The organism is Chryseobacterium sp. L12, from assembly GCF_056133985.1.
In genome coordinates, this window is record NZ_JBVYOF010000018.1 from 95,816 (window position 1) to 118,832 (window position 23,017).

At 35.7% G+C, this 23,017-nt stretch carries 17 protein-coding genes; 4 read left to right on the forward strand and 13 right to left on the reverse strand.

Annotated features, from left to right (window positions below; all coding sequences use genetic code 11):
• Positions 1-132: 132 nt before the first annotated feature.
• Positions 133-1,332: an endonuclease/exonuclease/phosphatase family protein gene (locus AC0NBN_RS11630; RefSeq protein WP_160812660.1), complete on the forward strand. Its 1,200-nt coding sequence runs from the start codon at positions 133-135 to the stop codon at positions 1,330-1,332.
• 208 nt (positions 1,333-1,540) lie between these two features.
• On the opposite strand, the gene AC0NBN_RS11635 is transcribed toward AC0NBN_RS11630, so the two are convergent.
• The 12 genes from AC0NBN_RS11635 to AC0NBN_RS11690 form a co-directional block, all read right to left on the reverse strand.
• Positions 1,541-2,713, reverse strand: coding sequence for a DUF2062 domain-containing protein (locus AC0NBN_RS11635; protein ID WP_160812659.1), 1,173 nt, complete (start codon positions 2,711-2,713; stop codon positions 1,541-1,543).
• On the reverse strand, positions 2,713-3,198 hold the full coding sequence (locus AC0NBN_RS11640; RefSeq protein WP_143883206.1) for a hypothetical protein: 486 nt from the start codon (positions 3,196-3,198) through the stop codon (positions 2,713-2,715). The genes AC0NBN_RS11635 and AC0NBN_RS11640 overlap by 1 nt, the downstream gene beginning before the upstream one ends.
• Positions 3,195-3,569, reverse strand: coding sequence for an ApeI family dehydratase (locus tag AC0NBN_RS11645; protein ID WP_474468427.1), 375 nt, complete (start codon positions 3,567-3,569; stop codon positions 3,195-3,197). The genes AC0NBN_RS11640 and AC0NBN_RS11645 overlap by 4 nt, the downstream gene beginning before the upstream one ends.
• A 2-nt stretch (positions 3,570-3,571) precedes the next feature.
• On the reverse strand, positions 3,572-4,222 hold the full coding sequence (gene lolB2 / locus AC0NBN_RS11650; protein ID WP_160812658.1) for a flexirubin biosynthesis protein LolB2: 651 nt from the start codon (positions 4,220-4,222) through the stop codon (positions 3,572-3,574).
• A complete protein-coding gene (lolA2, locus tag AC0NBN_RS11655; RefSeq protein WP_160812657.1) occupies positions 4,188-4,814 on the reverse strand; it encodes a flexirubin biosynthesis/transport protein LolA2 in 627 nt (208 codons plus the stop codon). Before lolA2 ends, lolB2 begins: the two co-directional genes overlap by 35 nt.
• The gene (locus AC0NBN_RS11660; RefSeq protein WP_160812656.1) at positions 4,814-5,563 is read right to left on the reverse strand and encodes a polysaccharide deacetylase family protein; all 750 of its coding nucleotides are present in this window, start codon (positions 5,561-5,563) and stop codon (positions 4,814-4,816) included. The genes lolA2 and AC0NBN_RS11660 overlap by 1 nt, the downstream gene beginning before the upstream one ends.
• A 140-nt stretch (positions 5,564-5,703) precedes the next feature.
• Positions 5,704-6,765: a beta-ketoacyl synthase N-terminal-like domain-containing protein gene (locus tag AC0NBN_RS11665; protein ID WP_160812655.1), complete on the reverse strand. Its 1,062-nt coding sequence runs from the start codon at positions 6,763-6,765 to the stop codon at positions 5,704-5,706.
• The gene (locus AC0NBN_RS11670; RefSeq protein WP_160812654.1) at positions 6,762-7,961 is read right to left on the reverse strand and encodes a beta-ketoacyl-[acyl-carrier-protein] synthase family protein; all 1,200 of its coding nucleotides are present in this window, start codon (positions 7,959-7,961) and stop codon (positions 6,762-6,764) included. The genes AC0NBN_RS11665 and AC0NBN_RS11670 overlap by 4 nt, the downstream gene beginning before the upstream one ends.
• Positions 7,962-7,982: 21 nt before the next feature.
• Positions 7,983-8,510 carry an acyl-CoA thioesterase gene (locus AC0NBN_RS11675; RefSeq protein ID WP_143883199.1) on the reverse strand — a complete coding sequence of 176 codons (528 nt, stop codon included), beginning with the start codon at positions 8,508-8,510 and terminating at the stop codon, positions 7,983-7,985.
• Positions 8,498-9,262: an HU domain-containing protein gene (locus AC0NBN_RS11680; RefSeq protein WP_160812653.1), complete on the reverse strand. Its 765-nt coding sequence runs from the start codon at positions 9,260-9,262 to the stop codon at positions 8,498-8,500. Before AC0NBN_RS11680 ends, AC0NBN_RS11675 begins: the two co-directional genes overlap by 13 nt.
• Before the next feature lie 204 nt (positions 9,263-9,466).
• Complete coding sequence (locus AC0NBN_RS11685; protein WP_160812652.1) at positions 9,467-11,569, reverse strand: TonB-dependent receptor plug domain-containing protein; 2,103 nt, start codon at positions 11,567-11,569, stop codon at positions 9,467-9,469.
• 245 nt (positions 11,570-11,814) lie between these two features.
• A complete protein-coding gene (locus AC0NBN_RS11690) occupies positions 11,815-12,585 on the reverse strand; it encodes a WG repeat-containing protein (protein WP_160812651.1) in 771 nt (256 codons plus the stop codon).
• A gap of 304 nt (positions 12,586-12,889) precedes the next feature.
• Between AC0NBN_RS11690 and AC0NBN_RS11695 the strand changes: the two genes are divergently transcribed.
• The 3 genes from AC0NBN_RS11695 (at position 12,890) to AC0NBN_RS11705 (ending at position 20,758) form a co-directional block, all read left to right on the forward strand.
• On the forward strand, positions 12,890-15,673 hold the full coding sequence (locus AC0NBN_RS11695) for a bifunctional aconitate hydratase 2/2-methylisocitrate dehydratase (protein WP_160812650.1): 2,784 nt from the start codon (positions 12,890-12,892) through the stop codon (positions 15,671-15,673).
• 311 nt (positions 15,674-15,984) lie between these two features.
• Complete coding sequence (locus AC0NBN_RS11700; protein WP_160812649.1) at positions 15,985-18,252, forward strand: aconitate hydratase; 2,268 nt, start codon at positions 15,985-15,987, stop codon at positions 18,250-18,252.
• Positions 18,253-18,526: 274 nt separating this feature from the next.
• A complete protein-coding gene (locus AC0NBN_RS11705) occupies positions 18,527-20,758 on the forward strand; it encodes an outer membrane beta-barrel protein (RefSeq protein ID WP_160812648.1) in 2,232 nt (743 codons plus the stop codon).
• Positions 20,759-20,824: 66 nt separating this feature from the next.
• On the opposite strand, the gene AC0NBN_RS11710 is transcribed toward AC0NBN_RS11705, so the two are convergent.
• The gene (locus AC0NBN_RS11710; protein ID WP_160812647.1) at positions 20,825-22,927 is read right to left on the reverse strand and encodes an Ig-like domain-containing protein; all 2,103 of its coding nucleotides are present in this window, start codon (positions 22,925-22,927) and stop codon (positions 20,825-20,827) included.
• Positions 22,928-23,017: the final 90 nt, after the last annotated feature.

A 23,017-nucleotide genomic window follows, 5' to 3' on the forward strand; every position in this document is an offset into this window, starting at 1 on the left:
TAATAATTATCTTAATAAACACGCCTTTTTATGATTGAAATCAAAAAAAGCTTTATTAAGGATAATTTAATCTTCAGTTATTTTAAAAATGTGTAATTTTAGCGCCTCAATTTTTTGAATTTAATAAATATCATGAAAAAATTCTTATCAATTTTCGCAATATTATGTTTTACTGTAGGATTTTCCCAGCAGAAACAAGTGAAAAGAGCTGCAGTTGGTTTCCTGAATGTTGAAAACTTATGGGATACCATCGTTTCTGCAGATTACATAGATGGTACTCTGCCTTTTTCTAATCCAAAATTTCACAGAAGTGTACCTGTAGATTCTCTGAAGTACCTTGAAACAACTGAAGATTACAAAGGAGAATGGAGCAACGAGCTTCTTGTAGGCAAAAAAGTAATAAGAAAACAGGTACTTGCAGATGATTTTACACCAAACAGCCCCAAAAGATGGGGTTCCAAGTACTACAACCAAAAACTAGCAAACGAAGCCAAGGTAATTTCTGAACTTGGGAGGCAATATACCAATGATAACCCTGTAATCTGCGGACTGATTGAAGTGGAAAACCGTCAGGTAATTGAAGATCTTATCAAACAGCCTGTACTGGCAAAAAGCAATTACGGAATTGTACATTATAATTCTTATGATGCCCGAGGAATAGACATTGCCATGATCTATCAGAAAAACAGATTTGTACTGGAAGATTCTTATACCAAAGAAATTAAAAACTACAATGAAGAAGGAAGAAGAGAATACACAAGAGATGTTTTGGTTGCAATTGGCTATCTGGATGGCGAAAAAACTGCAGTTTTTATGAATCACTGGCCTTCAAGAAGAGGTGGTGAAGCGGTATCTCAACCCAAAAGAAATGCTGCTGCTACAGTTTTGAAAAATGAAATGGACAAAATTGCAGCAGAAAATCCTGGTATTAAAATGTTTGCAATGGGAGATTTCAATGATGATCCGGTGAGTCCGAGTCTCAAAAAACATCTGGGAGCAGTAGCAAGCCCGTCAGAATTATCAGAAAAAACACCATATTATAATCTGATGTATAAACTGTTCAAAGCCGGAGTTGCTTCATTAGCTTACAGAGATTCTCCAAATTTATTTGATCAGATTATTGTTTCTAAAAACCTATATTCAGACGAAAAAATCACTCCTACTTATACCATTTTCAAGGCTGAGATTTTTGCTCCGTCTTATTTGATCAATAAAGAAGGACAATGGAAAGGCTACCCTTTCAGATCCTGGGACGGTGACAGATTTACCGGAGGATACAGCGACCACTTCCCCGCTGTTTCGATTGTTCAGAAAGAATACATCAAAAAATAAAACAAAAAGCACTCTTTACAGAGTGTTTTTTTATGTATTTTCTTATTTACTAATTGTCTGAAAATAAACTGACACTATTTTATAGTCTGAAAATCAGGGATTATAATAGATACTTCAACAAGCTCAGTGTGACAACTCTACCACTAAACGCTTGATTTAGCCATGTCAGGCAGAGCCTGTCGAAGCCTTTTAGGCTAGTAATCAAATTTTATTTATTATCAGGACTTACTTTGTTTAAAAATAAAAAAGCTGCAACTCCCGAAATAATCGACATCATGCATGCGAGAATAAAACTTCCGATTGCATATTGGAGAATATTGTTTTTTACAAGATCAAAATTCCATTCCTGATGTATAAGATCACTTTCACCGCTTACAAAAGGAGATCCCAGTATAAGAGAAGCAATAATAATAAACGGAATAAACGGCGGCAAGCTCACATTGGAAGCGATAAATGCTAAAACCTTATTGAGTTTAAACAAAACCGAAAGCGATATGACCAATAATGTATGAAATCCCCATAGCGGAGTCAGACCAATGAACACGCCTAAAGCAATTGAAAATGATTTTATTCTGTTGCTGCCCTCGCTTTCCAATACATCTTCCTGGATGAATTTTTTAAAGCTTTTTTTTTTGAAATTATTAATAAAATTCCTCGGAATGATATAAACTAAGGTAATGACAACCAAAATCGTATTCAGAATACTGATTCTCGTAAAATCTTTGAAAGGTCTGAAATGTGAAACTCTTTCAGCCGGATCATATAATACCTTTACCGGAACATTTTTTACCGGAATATGCCTCCAAGCTGTTCTTACGATAATTTCAATTTCAAATTCAAACTTTGGAGTATAATATTTCTTAGGAATTTTATGCAACGGATACAATCTGTAGCCGGACTGTGTATCTTCCAGCTTAATCCCTGTCTCAAACCAAAACCAGAAATTGGAAAACCTGTTCCCGAAGCTGCTCTTTTTAGGAATTCCATCCTGAGACATATTTCGGTTTCCAATCAGCAAAACATCTTGTTTCTCAGCAAATAAGGCTTCTACAAATACAGGAATATCATTTGGATAATGCTGTCCGTCAGAATCAATTGTAATGGCAAAATCAAACCCGTTTTCTTTTGCTTTTCTGAAACCTGTCTTTAGTGCATTTCCTTTACCTTTATTTTCAGGAAGATTAATGGTTAAAATCTGAAAATAGCTTTCTAAAATTTCTAAAGTAGAATCTGTAGAGCCGTCATTGATAACAATAATTTTTTCTGTATAATCTAAGACCCCGTCAAGTACTCTTCTTAAAGTTTTATGATTGTTGTAAGTAGGTACAAGAACGCAGATTTTCTTATCCGAAATTGCATTCCTGATTTCAGAAAGTGTCATTATCTTAATGAATTTTTTTCAGCTGCAGTCATCGTTTTAGACTGCATAGCAAATTTGCGGATGTATGTTTTCAAAGCTTTATTTTGAGTAGAATAATTACTGATAATGAACGCTTTATCATCCTGTAGATTTTTAGAATAACCAACAATTTTCGGGATATTTTCCTGTACACTCATTCTGATAACTCTCAGTTCGATATTGTTAGGATTATTTTTAATCACAGATTCTAATGAAGTTGCCCCTGTTTTTACAAAAGATTTTCTTTTATTCTTATCTGTTGTTATTTTGGCTTCAAGAATTTGCGCTGCTGCTTTGTATGCAGAAGTTATAGGATCTGAAGAATTTTTCTTATCAGCAAGCTCAATAAAATTTTTTGCCCCTTCATTAGAAGAATTTGCCTTTGAATAGGCGTTTCTCAACGCTTCAAGATCACCATTTTGAAAAAACAAAAATACTATTGAAAATAAAGAGATTAAAAGCTTCATATATTGGTATAATTTACAGACATTTTCAATGCAATAGTCTCGCCAAAAGCTGTCGTGTTTTTTACTTTAATATCATTTTCGTTTTCACTGATATCCAGACTCATGGTGAGTTCCGGAGTTTCAAAAGGATTGATAATTGCCATAAACTTTACATTAGACGCAGATTTCAAAAACAATTTTTTACCCGTAAATTCTTCGGTCAGTTCTTTTACGATCTGCATCATACAAACTCCCGGTGTAACAGGGTTCCCAGGAAAATGTCCTTTGAAAATATCATGGTCTTTATTTAGTCTGATTTTCGCAGTATAACTCCCGTTTCCTGCCATTTTATAGCTGTCTAAAGTATAAAAATCTGTAAGTATCGTGTGCATTGTTATTCTGTTTCTTGTTCAGTTTCAGTAATTTGAAATAGCTTGATGTTGATTTTAAAATCTTTATGCTGAATTTCAATCGTTTCTGCAAAAGTAGGTTTTTTAGCCTCAAATGTAAAATTGATCTTTTCCTTATTTTTTTTAGTGTAAACAATTTGTGTCAACATTTCAGTTTCTTTTCCGTAAAATAAATAATACGTTTTGTTTTCGTCTTTTGAAATGTCAATAATAGACTCATTGTTTTCAAATCTCTCGGTCAGAATGTATTTTTGTCTTAACAATTCCTGAAAATCATTTTTAAGAAAATTAATCACCATTTTTTTATCTAAATCTGGCAGAACATAATTGAGTTTAAAATCATTATCCGAAATTTCAAAATCAATCATCTTATTCCCGAAATCTGTTGTAAGAACAACTCTGTGTGTATTTTTGTTTATTTTTTTAATGATTATGATTCCGCTGATATTATTTCCATAAACCTCCATTTGGCATTTATAAATGTAATCTTGAGGTGAGGTGAAAAAAAGATTTTCGGTTTTGAAACTTTTGTGAAGTGGCAATGGTTGTACATCTTTCAGTTTGTATGTTTTGCACGAAACAAAAGACAATAAAATCAAACTATAAAGAAAAGTCAGAAGCAGCAATCGGCGCATTGATCTTGGGATTTTTAAAAACAATATTCGTCGTATCTCCCGAAGCTTCTGTCATATTGACCTGAGAAACCGTTGACTGATTTTTAGGAAAATAAAGTTCTATTTCCTTAATGTATTTCAGCAGCTGGGAAGATTTGGGAATAAATCTGGCGATGTTGTAATTTTCATTTTTGAAATACCGCACAATAAATTCAGGATCACCAAACATCTGCCCGTTTGAGCTTCCTACAATCAGTTTATTGATTTTTTCAAATGTTTTGCTTTTTGCATCCACAGAAGACTTTTTGCCCTGATCGTTGATTAAAATCTTATTATCCTTAAAAATAATGCTGTACTGATAAGGTTTAGTGTACTTCCAGCTTAAAGTATTGGGAGACTTCAATGACATTTTCCCTTGTGTAACAATATTTTTATCCAGAAAATCCATTTTTTTTGTTTGAACAAAATCACTTTGCAGGGTTTTGATCTGCTGACTTTCGGATGATATTTTTGTAACGAATGCCTTAGATTCGTTGCTCGTCATTGCTGTATTCTGAGCAAAAACTAAGCTTGAAATCAACAGAAATGCTACAAAAGTTATATTTTTTAACATTATTTTTCTAATTTAATCAAAGAATCAACTGTAAAAGTTGAATATTTTTCACGTTCCAAAAATAACAATAATTCTACCAAAACCTGGTACGTCTTTTCCGAAGTATCGTGAAGCAGAACAATACTTCCTTTTTTTAAGTCCTTCGTTACTCTTCTCAATATTTTTTTCTCATCCATAATTACAGTATCCAAAGATCGAACATTCCAACCAATGCTATTTTTCTTTGTTTTTTTGATGGCTTTTGCAATATTCGGATTAGTAACTCCGAAAGGTGGTCGATATAAATTTGTTTTTACATTTCCGATTTTTAGCATTACTTCATCACATTTTTCAATTTCCTCAATCATTTTTGAAGTTGATAAAAACCCTGTATTTTTAGAATGAGAATAAGTGTGATTTCCAATGGTGTGACCTTCAGAAATAATTCTTTGAAAGATTTCCGGATATTTTTCAATCTGTTTTCCGATGCAGAAAAAGGTGGCTTTTACATTGTTTTCTTTTAACAGATCTAAAAATTTCGGCGTGAATTCCGTCGGACCATCATCAAAAGTCAGAGCGACTTCTTTTATTTTGGTTCTTTTGTGGATAAAACTATTGACAAAATATTCTAACTGAATATCAAATGATCCCCAAATAACCATTCCCGAAAATAGAATGAAACAGAAAACATACACCCAAATTGTACCTTGAAAAGCATAAATAATAAGGTTCAGGAAAATATAAAAAATGATAAACTGATAATGTTTCATATTTTAGTATTTCAAATTTACCTTAAGCTGTTGACTGATTTCTGAAAGTATGTTTGTCATTCCGGAGGAATCTCAATGGTTAAAAGGAAATGTTTAGATTCTTCCAGAATGACAAAAGCAATTTACATTTAGCTTAATAATCAAGCCTTCTCCAACAAAACCAAACTATGATCGTTTCCTCTTAAATGATTATAAAGCAAAACATTTTTCACTTCGTTCTTCTTCACTGAATTAATCATCATTGCTTCCGGAATCTCCTGATTTTTAAGAATATGACAAGCCATAAATGTTGAAAAACCACTTGCCGTATTGAATTCGCCGCTTAAATGTTTGTAATAGAGTAAAGCCGAATTGGTAAATAACTCCGAAGCGCTTTTATAATAAACATCCGATTTAGAATCACCGCTGAATCCTAAAATTACGGCATCAATATTCTTATTCGTTAAATCATTTTTAGCTAAAAACTCTTCAATAAACTGTTGAGTTTCTTCCAAATCCAATCGGCTGCTGATTTGAATATCTTTTAATTGAGCGTAAGAATGCTCTGTTTTCTCTTTTCCTAAAACAAAAAAACTTGCTCCTTCTCCCCAAATTACCCCTTCTGTTTCAGAATTCAGATAATCAATAGGAAGGTTTTTTTCTTTTTTAATGGTTTTATTCAGTTTGTAAAGTTCCATCACTCTTTCGGTCTGTTCGTCTGTGGAACCAACCAAAACATTTTTTGCTTCATCATCATTGATCTGTAATTTTGCATCCAAAAAAGAAAACTCTAATGAAGAAGAGGTATTAACATACGTAAAATTGTACGCATGACATTGTAATCCCAGAGCAATTTGTCCCGCAACGGTATTATGTGTCGACTGAATAAAAAAAGTTGGAGTCAGAAACTCTTCATGGTTATCCAATACATTTTTCAGAAATTTTTCAGAATCCTGGGAACATCCCATTCCTGTTCCGACAATAATGGCATCAGGATTCTCAATTCCGGCTTCTTCCAAAGCGTATTGTGAAGCTACGGAACTCATTTTTACAGTTTTAGACATTCTTCTGCTCGCCGCAGGCGGAATGAATTCTTTATAATTGGGTTCAATCGCTTTTAAAACCTGAGATGAATTTTCCGGTTTTAAATGATAGAAAAAATTTTCGTTTAAAGTGTCCTGAGCCGAAATACAGGCTGCACTGTTGATGTAAACGGCACTCATGATTTTGAGAAAATTAAAGTTGAACAATTTCCTCCAAAACCAAACGAATTGGATAGAACATGGTTGATATTTTTCTCTTTAAGCTCCGTTACAGGTGTTAAATCAAATTCTGCCATTTTAGTTTTAAAATTCAGATTCGGGAAAATAAGATTGTGCTGAATTGCCAAAAGAGAATACACAGCTTCAATTCCTGCCGCTGCAGCCAGTGTGTGACCAGTAAAAGCTTTTGTAGAACTGAATTCCGGAACATTGCCTTCCCCGAAAATCCGGATCATCGCAATTCCTTCAGACAAATCGTTATTTGGGGTTGCTGTTCCGTGAACATTGATATAATCGATATTTTCTTTATTTAAGCCCGAAACTTTTAAAGCTTTTTCCATGGCTAAAAACGCACCTTGTCCATTTTCTGAAGAAGCAGTCTGATGATGCGCATCATTGGCATTTCCGTATCCGGAAAGATAACCCAGAACTTTTTTATTTTCCTTTTTTACAATTTCATCAGATTCCAGAACAATGAAAGCGGCTGCTTCACCCAGATTCAGACCTTTTCTGTCGTTATCGAAAGGGGTGTTGTAAGAATCCGTTAAAATCATCAGTGTATTGAAACCATTCAATGTAAATTTTGAAAGAGAATCTGTTCCGCCCACAATTACACGGTCTAAAACTCCACTTCTGATTAATTTTGCGCCCATCATTATTGCATTGGCAGCCGATGAACAGGCGGTACTGATGGTGGAAACCATGCCTTTTAGTCCAAGATAATCAGCAATCAGCAAGGAAGAATTTCCTGCATCATGAGAATGAATATATTGTTGTTTTTCAGGAAAGTCTTCGTAAGTGTAGAAATATTTTTCGGTAACATCCATTCCTCCAACACTGGTTGAAGAAATCAGTCCTGTTTTATATTCGTTAATATCCGAAATTCCGGAACTTTCTATCGCTTCTTTTGCAGCCATCATTCCCAACAGAGCTGTTCTCGTAGCATGATGATCTTCATTCAGGTGAAGTTTTTCTGCAAGTTCGTCATTAGATAATTTGATTTCGCCTGTTTTAATATTTCCTTTATGGCGTGTTTCAAACAGAGTGATGTCGGAAATTCCGTGTTGTCCGGATTTTAAAGAATTCAGATTTTCTTCCACATTGTTTCCAATAGCGGAAATGATGCCCATTCCTGTAATGGCAATTTTATGACTCATGTACTTTGGGGATTTTCAGAATTATTTTTCCTGCGACTCCTGAAAAAGCTTTTTCAGTTCCACAGAGTCTACCGGCTTCATTCTTCCGGAAAGAATCAGAGAGAGTTCTTTTCTTCTTAGTGCAGCTGCATATCTTTCTTTTTCAAGATCCGTTTCCGGTTCCATCTCAGGAATCGGTATAGGTCTGTTGAATTCGTCTACAGCCACAAAAGTATAGATTCCTTTATTGGTCTGAATTTTTTTGCGGTTGATAGGATCATCCAGCCAGACATCCACATAGATTTCCATGGATGTTGAAAATGCGCGGGATACTTTAGATTCCATCACCACAATTCCGCCTTCCGGAATAGGATGATCAAACGAAACATGATTTACAGATGCTGTAACGACTCTTCTTTCACAATGTCTTGTTGCAGAAATAGAAGCACATCTGTCCATTCTTGCCAAAAGCTCTCCTCCGAAAAGATTTCTGAGCTGATTGGTATCGTTCGGAAGAACAATATTGGTCATTACCGTAAGAGATTCTGACGCTTTTTTTATTTTTGCCATCGTGACTTTCTTTTATATGAAGTTGCTTTCCAGTTTTTTGCAGCCTGTTTTTTTACAGAGTCCTGCTTTAATGAATCTGCTTTAAAAGCTTTTATAGAATCCTGCCGTCTCATCTGGGCAGAATCTATTTTTACAGGAGCTTTTTTCTCAATTCTCTGTGTTTTTGTCTGTACAGAAAGATCATCAAAAGATTTTTTGCCAAAAAGCAATTCCTGCTGAGTGTAAGCAAAATATAGTATTCCTAAAACCGGAATGATGAATAAAAATATCCATAACACTGATTTATTGAACCTGTAATCTTTCTCAGATTTATTTTCTGAAACTTCAGCGGGCTTATCATTAATATCTGAAAAGCGAATTTCTTCCAAACCATAAAAATCCGGATAATCTGATTCTAAGCGATTTCCTTTGAATAAAATTTTTCCGTCTTCTATAAAAGCGGTTCCAAGACCGGAAATTTCTAAAGTTTTGTCAGACTGCAGTCTTTTCTTCCAGAAATCCACCTGCAGCTCCAGTTCTCTTTCTGCTGAAGCTTTTGAAATGTCTTTCTGACGGCTCAAAAAGCTGATAAAATCATCATTCTGAATCTGATAATCCTGCTGAAAAGCGATTTTGCTGGAAGGCGGAAGAATACTTCCGTTTTCAGAATTGATAACTGCTTTGGAGTTTTCCAGAGAGAATACACCAAATTGCGGAACGATAACGGTTCCGAATTGCTTCAGATATTCTAAAATGTATGCTGAAATATTCATTTGGCAGCAAATTTATGATTTTTTCATGACTTTTTTAAATGTTTCTCTATAAGTTGGTTTCTTAATTATTGGTAAAAATGATCTGAAAATATTTAATTCTGATCAATGCTTTGAGTTATTAAAATAAAAAAAGACTGCCTCAACAGTCTTTAAAAAAAAAAATTAATGTAACTATGATATAAGTGTGAAGCAGTGTTCTTATGATTATTGAATTTTCCAGCTGATTCCAAACATAAAATTGATTCCTGCCTGAGCAAAGTAAATTGGTCCGTCATACACGTAACCATTGTTTACATATTTCTGATCAAAAATATTATTAACCAGAAGTTTCAGTGCAACATCATGCTTATTGATCTTAAACTGATATTGTGCATTAAAATCAGTAAGAAAATAGTCTTTCAACTGTAAATCCGGAGTTTCTGTATTATCAAGATATTGCTTACCAACATATTGATTGATCAGCGCAAACTGAAAATTCTTAGTCGGGTTATATTTCAGGCTTAGATTGGTAATAACATTAGGAGAGAAAGAAATCTCCGTGTTTCCTAAATTGTTTATGCCGTTTTGGTTTTCAATGCGGAAGTCCAAATTTCTGCTCTGACTTAAACTTACATTACCGGAAACTTCCCATTGTTTTCCTAATTTTGTCAAAGCTCCAACCTCAATTCCTCTTCGGTAGCTTTTCCCTGAGTTGGTTCTGATAAATTCTCCGATATTACTGATCTGTCCGTTTAAAACCAACTGATTGATATAATACATATAATAAAGATTGGCAGTAAATTCAACCGTACCAAAACGCTTTTCAATTCCGGCTTCAAAATCATGAAGTTTCTCGGCTTTCACATCATTATTGGAAAAAAGATCATCACGATTGGGCTCACGCTGTGCGTGAGCATACGAAAGGAATATTTTCCCGTTGCCTAATCTGTAATTTACTCCGGCTTTAGGATTAAAGAAAAGCCAGTTTCTTTTTAAATCTGCGCCTTCATCGTCACCCTGCAAAAGAATTTTGGTGTCATAATCAATATTCCTAAGCTGTAGATCTCCAAAAAGTTCAAAGTCATTAATTTTCACCAAAGCTTTAGCAAATCCGGCAACTTCATTTTTTACAGATCGGTTTCGGTAATACTCATGCTGCGGTATCTGAGGAACAAAAACATCTCTCACATTCCCGTAATGTCTGCCAAAATACTGATTTCCGACAAGACCAAAATTCAGATCTATATTATCGAATTTTCCGTACAAAGTAGAGACTATCCCGTAAAAATCATTGTTGAGCCATTTTTTTCTGATAAAGTCCGAATATTCTTCACCGTTAAAATCAGGCAGATTGTATCTTGCATAAGGATCTCCCTGTTTGTAATTTTCATAATATCCTCTTCCTTTGGTATAATGAAGTGTTGTTTCAAGATTCCATCGTTCGTTCAGTCCCTGTTCCCACAAAAGCTGATAATGGTTTTGTCTGTAATTATCAGTTTCATTATCATAAAATCCTATGATATTCTCCCAATTGGCGTCATAGATTGCTCCTGAAAAATTATATCTAGGATTGGTTTCCCATGTCTTTCTGTCGACTCCGTTCCAAGCCTGATATGTTTTTTCTTTCCCTCCGAATGCCATCAGACGAAGCTTGGTTTTTCCTTCTTCAAATAAAGCGGTAAAGTTGTACGAATTAAGATCTGAAAATGCCCGGTCGATATATCCGTCAGAGTGAATATGAGAATATCTTCCCATAACCGACAAACGGTTTTTCCAGAATTTTCCGGAGCCTATTTCTGCTGAATATTTGTAGGTATTAAAAGACCCGTAACTGTCATCAGTTTTGAAATAAAATTTTTCTTCCGGTTCTTTTGAAATTACATTGATGCTTGCTCCGAATGCGGAAACACCATTATTGGAAGTTCCAACTCCTCTCTGAATGACGATTTGTGATGCGGAACTCGTTAAATCCGGAACATTCACGAAAAAAGTTCCCTGGCTTTCAGAATCGTTAAACGGAACACCATTCATCATAACATTAATCCCTCTTCCTGCAACACCACGAATCCTGAAGCCGGTGTACCCTACTCCATTTCCTGCATCTGATGTTGAAATAATTGAAGTCTGATTTTTGAGAAGAATCGGCAGATCCTGCCCCAGATTTCTACTGTCCAGATCTTTCTGAACGCTGATAATCTCTTTTGCAACCGGAAGCCTTTTGGTAAAACTGACGGTTTCAATTTCTCTTATCTTAAGAGAGTCTGAATTCTGAGCCTGTAAAAAACTCAGCGAGCCTGCGATAAGCCCTAAAAAAAATAATCCTTTCATTCTTATAAATTTTTAAAATTTAATGGAATAAAAGGGGCGATTAAAAAAATGTAACAATTTGAAAATTTAACAATGCAGCAATGCCGAAACATTGATAAACTGATACATTGGTACACTTACAAAATTCCCTAAACAGCATTACCTGTTCCAGGTTCATTGGGTATAATCTCAGCCCCGACAGGAGCACCCCTTTATTTCAGCGGCAAAAGTACAACTTTTATAATTAAATTAAAATAAAATTTTCATCAGTATGACCGGTTGTAAGAATCGATGAAGTAATAATTTTTATCGTCTTTGGTTACTTCAAACATTTTGCCCAGTTTCCAGCTGTAATTTCTTTTTATATCTGAATACTCAAACGGGATCACAATTTTATTATCCACATCAATCACTCCAAATTTATCATTGTGAGTTGCAATAATCATAGGATTGGCGGTATCATCTCCTTCCAGAACATATAAATATTGATATTTCGGATAAATCTTAAACTGAGAATGATCCGAAGGATTTTTAAACTTAGCATCTTCAATGATGCCATATTTGCCATTCAGAATATAGGCATGAAACAAAGCTTTTTTCAGGTCAGATTTGCATCTTCCCAAATCGTCATTTTTATATTGATAAACACGTTTTCCGGCTTTATTGATCCTGAAAGCCATACCTTTTTTCTCTACAGTTGCATAAAGTTCGCTGCCAAAATGCTTTATCTTTTCATTTGGTGAATTTAAAAGGTTACAATCTTCACCAAAAAACATGGCAAGATCATACTCAGGCGCAATTACAAATTTCCCTTTTTGATTGACAAAACCAGATTTTCCGTTTAGTTTTTTAGGAATTAATAATGGGATATTTTCGTTAACAACAGGAAGACCGGTATTTCTTGTGTGCAAAGTGGATGTATTATTCTGTCCGCTTGCTTTTTTCACTATCTTTTTGGTAGTTTGCCTGTTCTGGCAAAAAGCTGTTGCCGAAAACAGCACGATAAATAAGATTTCAATTTTTTTCACCAGCCTCATTATTATTTTTTGCCAAAAATATAAAATAAAAAATTCATATTTATAAACAATCTAAATAATTTAATTCTTACAAAATTCTAATTTTTTGTAATTTTGGGATCATTTTTTAAATGTCTGGTAATGTAATGCCTGTAAGGATAAACTATTGATTTCAAATTATCAATAACCATTCTAAACGCAAGCTGAAGATTTTTTTTAAGCAAAATTTTATCAGCGAAAAGCAGTTCCAGATATTGAAAATGTAGATTATGCGGTTTTATCAAATTATTAAGTATAATCTAATGTATAAAAAAGAAAAGAGTATATGAGTATTTATCAGGATTATCTCCAGGAGATTGAAGAAAGAAAAATTCAGGGTCTGCACCCAAAACCAATTGACAGTGCTGAACTATTAAGCGAAATTATTACACAAATTAAAGATCATGCTAACGAAAACAGAGCTGATTCGCTTAAATTTTTTATTTACAACACTCTGCCCGGAACTACAAGTGCTGCCGGTGCTAAAGCAAAATTTTTAAAAGAAATTATTCTTGGAGAATCTTCTGTAGAGGAGATCAGTCCTGCTTTTGCTTTTGAGCTTTTATCTCACATGAAAGGCGGTCCTTCTATTGAAGTTCTGCTTGATTTAGCATTAGGAAATAATGAAGATACTGCAAAACAGGCAGCCGAAGTTCTTAAAACACAGGTTTTTCTTTATGATGCAGACACAGACCGTTTAAGAGAAGCTTTTAAAAACAACAATCCAATCGCCAGAGATATTCTGGAAAGCTACGTAAAAGCAGAATTCTTCACCAAATTACCTGAAGTTCCTGAAGAAATTAAAGTAGTTACTTTTATTGCCGGGGAAGGAGACATTTCAACAGATTTGTTATCTCCTGGAAATCAGGCACACTCAAGGTCAGACCGAGAGTTACATGGAAAATGCATGATCACTCCTGAAGCTCAGGCAGAAATCAAAGCTTTGCAGGCTCAGCACCCTGATGCAAGTGTAATGCTGATTGCAGAAAAAGGAACGATGGGTGTAGGTTCATCCAGAATGTCGGGAGTAAACAATGTAGCTCTCTGGACAGGAAAACCAGCAAGCCCATATATTCCATTTGTTAATATTGCTCCTATTGTAGGCGGAACAAACGGCATTTCTCCCATCTTCCTTACAACAGTGGATGTGACAGGAGGAATAGGTATTGACCTTAAAAACTGGGTGAAAAAAGTTGACGAAAACGGAAATCCTGTACGGAACGAAAACGGCGAGGTTGTTCTTGAGCAGGCTTACTCAGTAGCAACAGGAACTGTATTGACTATCAATACAAAAAAGAAAAAATTATATAACGGAGATACAGAACTGATTGATCTTAGTAGATCATTCACTCCTCAGAAAATGGAATTTATCAAAGCGGGAGGTTCTTACGCCATCGTTTTTGGTAAAAAAATACAAACTATTGCGGCACAGATTTTAGGGGTTGAAATCCCAACTGTTTTCGCTCCTTCAAAAGAAGTTTCTATCGAAGGACAGGGTCTTACTGCAGTTGAAAAAATCTTCAACAGAAATGCAGTTGGCTTAGCTCCAGGAAAAGTTCTACACGCTGGTTCTGATGTACGTGTAGAAGTTAACATTGTTGGTTCTCAGGACACTACAGGTTTGATGACCGCTCAGGAATTAGAATCAATGGCAGCAACCGTCATTTCTCCAATTGTTGATGGTGCTTACCAGTCAGGTTGTCATACCGCTTCGGTTTGGGATAAAAAAGCTCAGGCAAATATTCCGAAATTAATGAAATTCATGAATGACTTCGGATTGATTACAGCCCGTGACCCGAAAGGAGAATATCATGCAATGACCGATGTTATTCATAAAGTTCTTAATGATATTACCATTGATGAATGGGCAATTATTATTGGCGGAGATTCTCATACAAGAATGTCTAAAGGGGTTGCTTTCGGAGCTGATTCCGGGACAGTTGCTCTGGCTTTAGCAACAGGTGAAGCTTCAATGCCTATTCCTGAGTCTGTAAAAGTGACCTTCAAAGGCGATATGAAAGAGCACATGGATTTCCGTGATGTTGTACATGCAACTCAGGCTCAAATGCTGAAACAGTTTGGTGGAGAAAATGTCTTCCAAGGCAGAATTATTGAGGTTCACATCGGAACTCTTCCTGCAGATCAGGCATTTACATTTACAGACTGGACTGCCGAGATGAAAGCTAAAGCATCTATCTGTATTTCTCAGGATGATACTTTGATAGAGTCTTTAGAGATTGCAAAATCCAGAATCCAGATCATGATCGACAAAGGAATGGACAATCACAATCAGGTTCTTCAAGGATTAATCAACAAAGCAAATAAGAGAATTACTGAGATCAAATCAGGTGAAAAACCTGCTCTGACTCCGGATGCTAATGCTAAATATTACGCTGAAGTAGTTGTTGATCTTGATGCGATTGTAGAACCAATGATCGCAGATCCGGATGTAAACAATGAAGATGTTTCTAAAAGATATACGCACGATACCATCAGAGATTTAACGTATTACGGAGGTGAGAAAAAAGTTGATCTTGGCTTCGTAGGATCTTGCATGGTTCACAAAGGAGACTTGAAAATTGTTTCTCAAATGCTTAAAAATATCGAAAGACAAAACGGAACGGTTGAATTTAAAGCACCTCTTGTTGTTGCCGCTCCAACTTACAACATCATTGATGAACTTAAAGCGGAAGGCGACTGGGAATTTTTAGAAAAATATTCAGGTTTTGAGTTTGACGACAACGCTCCAAAAGGTGAAGCACGTGTTGAATATAAAAACATGATGTATCTTGAAAGACCCGGATGTAACCTTTGTATGGGGAATCAGGAAAAAGCAGCCAAAGGAGATACTGTTTTAGCAACTTCTACCCGTCTTTTTCAGGGAAGAGTCGTGGAAGATTCTGAACGTAAAAAAGGTGAATCTTTACTGGCATCAACTCCGGTAGTAGTATTATCAGCCATCATGGGAAGAATTCCAAACATTGAAGAATACAAAGCTGCTGTGGAAGGAATTAACCTGACTACATTTGTGCCTCCAATCAAAGAGTTAACAAGTACAAGTGCTCACTAATAAAGCATAACATCGGTCGAAAGACTTTTTCAGTATAAAACAAAAGATTTTAGTCTCAGGATTAGAATCTTTTGTTTTTCTTGTTTAGAATATTTCTATTTTAGGTCTATCTTAATTATTTTGATGTAAATCAATCACTAAAAATTTATTTTTCCTTAACTTCATCATTATAAATAATCTCTGTCATACATTATATTTATCATCACTTCGATTCTGAGGAACGAAATTTGATGCATATTGACGAGAATTTCTGCTTTTATTGAAATAAATCTATAGCAGTTATTAATTAAAAAGAAAAAATTACAACAGATATGACTTTCGACATTGACATGATCAAAAAAGTGTACGAACGCTATCCTGAAAGAATTGCAGCTGCAAGACAAATTACAGGAAAGCCATTGACACTTTCAGAAAAAATTCTTTACACTCATTTATGGGAAGGCAATGCAACACAGGAACATGAAAGAGGAAATTCTTATGTGGATTTTGCTCCGGACAGAGTGGCTATGCAGGATGCTACTGCACAAATGGCACTTTTGCAGTTTATGCAGGCTGGTAAAGCCAAAGTTGCAGTTCCTTCTACCGCTCATGCAGACCACCTTATTCAGGCAAGAGTAGGTGCAGAAGCAGATTTGCAGGAAGGTATCAACAAAAATTCAGAAGTTTTCAATTTTTTAAGTTCAGTCTGTGACAAATACGGAATAGGCTTCTGGAAACCGGGAGCCGGAATCATCCATCAGGTTGTTCTCGAAAATTATGCATTTCCGGGCGGAATGATGATCGGGACCGACTCTCATACCGTAAATGCCGGAGGTCTCGGAATGGTTGCCATCGGAGTTGGAGGTGCAGATGCGGTTGATGTAATGGCAGGAATGCCCTGGGAACTGAAAATGCCTAAATTGATCGGGATCAAACTAACGGGTAAAATGAACGGATGGACTTCCGCAAAAGATGTTATCCTGAAAGTTGCAGGAATTCTTACCGTAAAAGGAGGAACAGGCTGCATTGTAGAATATTTCGGCGAAGGTGCAGAGTCTCTTTCCGCTACCGGAAAAGGAACGATCTGTAATATGGGAGCTGAAATTGGAGCCACTACCTCTACTTTCGGGTATGATGATTCTATGAAAAGATATTTAACTGCTACAGGAAGACAGGATGTTGTAGATGCGGCAGATCAGATTGCAGAACATTTGACAGGCGATCCTGAAGTGTATGCAAATCCTGAACAATATTTTGATCAGCTGATTGAAATTAATCTTTCTGAACTCACTCCTCATCTTAATGGTCCTTTTACACCGGATCTGGCAACTCCGGTAGCTGAATTCAGAGCGAAAGCCGAAGCAAACGGATGGCCTATTGAAGTAGAATGGGCATTAATCGGATCTTGTACTAACTCCTCTTACGAGGATTTATCAAGAGCTGCATCTATTGTAGAAGATGCAGTTGCAAAAGGAGTAAAACCTAAAGCAATCTTAGGAATCAATCCTGGTTCTGAACAGGTAAAGTTTACCGCAGAAAGAGACGGATTTTTAGATTCATTCAGAAAATTTGAAAATGCGAGAATTTTCACCAACGCTTGCGGACCTTGCATCGGGCAATGGGACAGAGAAGGTGCTGAAAAAGGTGAAAAAAATTCAATCATTCACTCTTTCAACAGAAACTTTGCCAAAAGAGCGGACGGAAATCCAAATACACACGCTTTTGTAGCTTCACCGGAAATGGTGGCTGCTGTGGCAATTTCAGGAAGGCTTGATTTTAATCCTATCACAGATACTTTAACCAACGAAGCGGGCAAGCAGATAAAATTAGACGAACCAAAAGGTTCTGAACTACCTGCAAGAGGATTTGCTGTAGAAGACAATGGTTATCAGGCTCCGTCAGAAGATGGCTCTAAAGTTCAGGTTGCGGTAGATCCTAATTCTGACAGACTTCAGCTGCTGGAAGAATTTCCGGCTTGGGATGGTAAAAATATTAACGGTGCAAGAGTTTTAATTAAAGCTTTTGGTAAATGTACAACCGACCATATTTCTATGGCTGGACCGTGGCTGAAATACAGAGGTCACTTAGATAATATTTCAAACAATATGCTGATTGGAGCTGTGAATGCTTATAATATGGAGACCAATAAGGTTAAAAATCAGCTGGATGGTTCTTACGGTGAAGTTCCTGCCGTGCAAAGAGCTTATAAGGCTGCAGGAATTCCGTCTATTGTGGTTGGAGACCAAAACTATGGTGAGGGTTCTTCCAGAGAACACGCTGCAATGGAGCCGAGACATTTGGGAGTAAAAGCTGTTTTGGTAAAATCATTTGCAAGAATTCACGAAACCAACCTTAAAAAACAAGGTATGCTCGGGCTAACATTTGCTAATGAATCAGATTATGACAAGATTCAGGAAGATGATATTGTAAATTTCCTTGATCTAGAAGACTTTGCTCCGGGAAAACAATTGACTTTGGAGTTTATCCATACAGACGGAACTAAAGATATCGTTATAGCCAATCACACATACAACAATCAGCAGATTGAGTGGTTCAAAGCAGGGTCTGCGCTAAACTTAATCAAACAACAGGAAAATTAATATATTGTTAGATTAATGAATATAATAAAGCAGCTTCTTCGGAGGCTGCTTATTTTATTAAAAAAATTAATTCTGTAACTCTCACCTATCGGAATTTCATGTTCGGACGATAGGGTGACTTTTCTTACACGTAGGCTTTTAACCTGATTTAGATTAATGATAAAGATTTATGAATTCTAAATATAAAAATACTTAAAATAGAACTTCTTTTATTCTTCATATTCTGTAACAAAAAAGATTTTTCGTCGTCTAACAAGGTATACTTACTCACGTAATGAAGAAAACCATATTTGCTATTTCTATTTTAAGTTCTGTAGTTTTTTTTGCACAGGACACCAAAGACAGTACAAATTTCAAAGTAAAAGAAAAGGATATCGAAGGCGTTGTTATCACAAAAACTAAAAAAGCCGTTGAACAAAAAGCAGATCGTACGATTTTTGACTTTTCCGAACAGCCGCACCTCAACAACGGAAATGTTCTGGAAGGAATAAAAAAACTTCCCGGTCTGGTTTCTACAGATATTGCCGGAATGATGTATCAGGGGAAAGTTCTTGATGTATACCTCAACGGTCGTCCGCTCAATATTTCGAGCAACGAACTCAATTCCTTTCTGGAAGGAATGCCTGCAAATTCTGTTGAAAAAATTGAAGTCATTACGCAGCCAGGAGCAGAATTTCCCGCAACGTCAGGCGGTGCAATTATGAATATTATCACTAATAAAAATGCTAATAAATATCTTTCTGCAACCTATTCCGGAAACTACAATTTTTCAAATTATGATAAATTCAGAAGCAGAACCAGTAACTCACTGAATCTGAATGCAAGAAATAAGCTTTTCGGGTGGCAGCTGAGTGTTGGGCAAAACTACCGCGAAAGTATGCTCAATTCTAATCAGGATAATCTAATGTTTGCCAATACCGACAGAATCGGAAGAGGATATTTTGCAAAATCCGGAGTGACTTTTGATTTGGGTGAAGACAGATTATTGCTCAACTACGATATTTATCACAACAAAAACAGTAATTACACTTCCAGTAATGGTTTAGCAGATATTTTAGTATCACAGGATCCGAATTTTTTCAGAGAAATTACTTTTGATGCTTTTGATGCCGCAAACACCAATAATCTGAGACAGGAAGCCGTAGCAACTTACCAGAAACGCTTTTCGGATGATAAAAATAAAAAACTAGACTTTCAGTTTGGGTATACCAAAGCAGACAGTAAGTTTGGTCAGAATAATATTTTCAGAAAAGGAATCTTTACAGATTCACCTATCGGAGAACCTTTTAACTTTACTGCCGGAAATGTTCTGGAGAACAGTTCAGACATGAGAATTGCCAATTTCAGAATAGACTATTCCCAACCTTTAAAAATACTTGATGAAGGAAAAGTAAGTTTGGGCGGTTTGTATGAAAAACAAAATTTTAATACAGAAAGCAAGGGTTTGACCAATCTGGAATATCAAAGACAAACAGCTTCAACATATCTGGAATTTCAGGCAAAATACAAGAAATTTGATTTCATTGCCGGTGCAAGAGCAGAGAATTACGACATTTCCGGGATTACCAGAATTGAAAATGGAAATAGTATTATCGAAGACGATTTAATTCCGTTTAACAAATTCAAGCTTTTTCCTAATGCAAGTGTGCAGTATAATGTAATGAATCAGGTATATGCGCTTGCTAATTACAATAAGAAAATCAATCTGCCGAGTATTTCTGCATTAAACCCGAACAATAATACGTTTCAGGGACCAAACACACAGGTAAACGGAAACCCTTTCCTTCAGCCTACCATTTTCGATAATTTTGAACTGAAAATTTCAGCTTTTGATTATGCTTTTATTGGTTACAGCGTAAGCAATGCCAAAAATCAAGTCGCGCAGATTATCCGTAGAGAAGGTAAAAATATTTTTAACGAGCAGGTGAATATTTCTGAAATGAAAATCCACAACTTTAATGTTGGATTACCGATTCCGTTTATGATTTTCACCAAGCCGCTTAGCGAAATCATGAAGTTTGATTTTAATCCTGATAAAATCAACTTTATGTATTTGTATGCAGGTTACCAGAAACATGACATAAATAATCTTAAGAATAACGGTTTCTGGATTTTCAACGTAATGACTCAGATTCTTTTGCCAAAAGACATCAAAATGACTGCTAATTACAGCTATCTTACACCCAGAGCAGGATATTTTTATTTCACGGCAGAAAAACCTTTCAATAATTCTTTAGATATTACCTTATCAAAAAAATTTATGGATAACCGCTTAACGGTTTCTGTATTTGGTAATGATATTCTGAACGGTCAGGTTATGCAGATCAGAACCAATAATCCGGACGGAGGAAATAATGTTTTTCTAAGAACAAAATATGACACCCGGAATTTTGGATTGTCGCTCAATTATAAAATTCCTACAAAAAATAAGCTTGCCAAAGAAGATTCTAATATTCTAAACAGTAAAAAAGAGGAAAGCAATGAGATATTACAGACCGGACAATAGGTCCTTAGTATAGATATAAAAACAGGCTCTCATGAATTGAGAGCCTGTTTATTTGTTTGTCAAATTTTATTTTTTAATTATTTTTATGGATTGTTTTGAGCCATCTTTCATTTTAAGAATTAAAATATACATTCCCTGAGAAAGATCATTTAAACTTAGAACAGATTCGGCTTTCAAATTGTTTTTTATAAGTTTACCAGACAAATCAGTTATTTGTATTGAATTTATCACCTCCGGTCTATCTATATTTACAACATCCGTAAAAGGATTAGGATATACAGCAATAACATCTTTCTTAGCCGTTTCTGATGTTGAAAGACAGCCTGCAGAATCTACAGTTGCTGTAACCATTGTTCTTGGAGATTCACATTTAGTTCCTATTTTCCAGTCGTAAAAATAATAGTACAAATCATTTCTTGCAGTGTTTGTAGGTGCTGCTGTTAATGTACTGGTTTGAATTGTTACTAAATTTTGCACAGTATATGGGTAACCATAATTTCCTGCCGGTGCATTTGCAGAAGGATCAAACAATAAACCTGAAATACCAGTGTAACTACCCGGACGTATTTTATAATTTGAACCCGGAAATATCGGAAAATCAAGAGTAATTACCTGGGCAACAGGGGCACTTGTTGGCGCACCCGTAACATTTACTGTCTTTGTATTCACAACTACCCCATTTGAATTGATTACATCAATTGTAAGTGTACCAGAGGCTCCACTTGCACTCACCGGATAAACTGTAACACTTTCAAGAATAAAAAATCCTAAAGCATCAAATACAAGACCAAAATTTGTAGTTCCTGCACCACTTGAAGGAGAGGGGTTATAAGTTGCTTTTCCCGTCTGGATACCACTGCTTCCAGATGATGCGCTTACATAATAATTGGTCGTATTAGTCAATACCGGCGTGGTAAAAGTATTCCCGGTGGTAAGCAAATTTCCGCCGGTCTGAGCATCATACCAATTTAAATTAATTCCGGCATTAGCTGTTGCAGAAAGTGTTGCTGTCTGATTGGGACAAACTGTTGCTCCCGTAGAACTCTGTACATTTGGAGGAAGACATGTTGTTGTAAAAAATACAGTTTCGGGATACCATACACTTGTATTTCCAGATCCACAATTAGATCTTATCCAAACATAATAAGTCGTTAAAGGAGCTAATCCTGTTATCTGATAACTTGTTCCCGATATATTTGGGATCGTTGGTGATGTAGAGGATGTTGGAGGTGTATTACTTGTACTGTAATAAATATCATATGTATTAGGTGATGACGGTGAAACAGACCATGCCAGATCAGCTGTGTTTGTAGAAGTAGAAACCACCGAAAATCCTAAAGGAATATAGCAGGTAGGCGGAATCCATGTATAGGTAAGTCCCGCAGGTGGCATCCCAGGAACAGAATTGGAAGTATTGAAAGCCTGACCACTGTTGTTCGCTGTTCCTGTTACAGAATTAAAAAACTCTGTTGTTGTACTGTTTAATCTGTTATTAAAATCAGAATTAGAACTACCCCTTAAACCCACCTGTGCAGATCCTGAGACAGCAGTGCTTCCTACTAGGAAACTTCCTGAATCGTATACCACCTTTACAGTATTGGATGTTTCTTGGAGACGTATTTGAAATGAGAATGAATAAACACTTGTAACTGCCGTTGCAGAATTAGTCCTAAAATTAGACCACTGAATAACAACTTCCCGATTAGGAGAAGTTCCTTCTGTTGCCCAAGAAATATTTCCTGTTCTTCCATTTACATCAAAAAAACTGCTTATACTTCTTCCCCATGCAGCTACAGCACCATCATAAGCTGTGGTTCCAGAAATAGGAGAAGAGTAACCCGTAGTTGGCACAACTGATCCAAATGATATAAAACCATTAGCAGAGACGTTGATAGAATTGTGAGAAATACCGTTGAAATTAAAATTAAATGGCAGAGTAACAGGGAAAATACCACTTCCAAGATTAGTAGAAGCAGTATTACCAGTTGCTGCCCCTAAAACGGTGCCACCGGATATTGCAGTAAAGGTTCCGGAAGACTGACTAAAACTATATGCACTTACTTGTGCATTTAGACTTTTACAACTCAATATAAATGACAGTATAAGAGCTGTCAGGAGGTTTAATTTTCTTTTTCTTTCACAAAAGAAAAACTGATAGATTTTTTTCATAGAATATAGATTAAACAATCATTAAATATAACATTTAATATCCATATATACTATATGTTGAGAAATTTATTATAAATAAAGAACTTAATT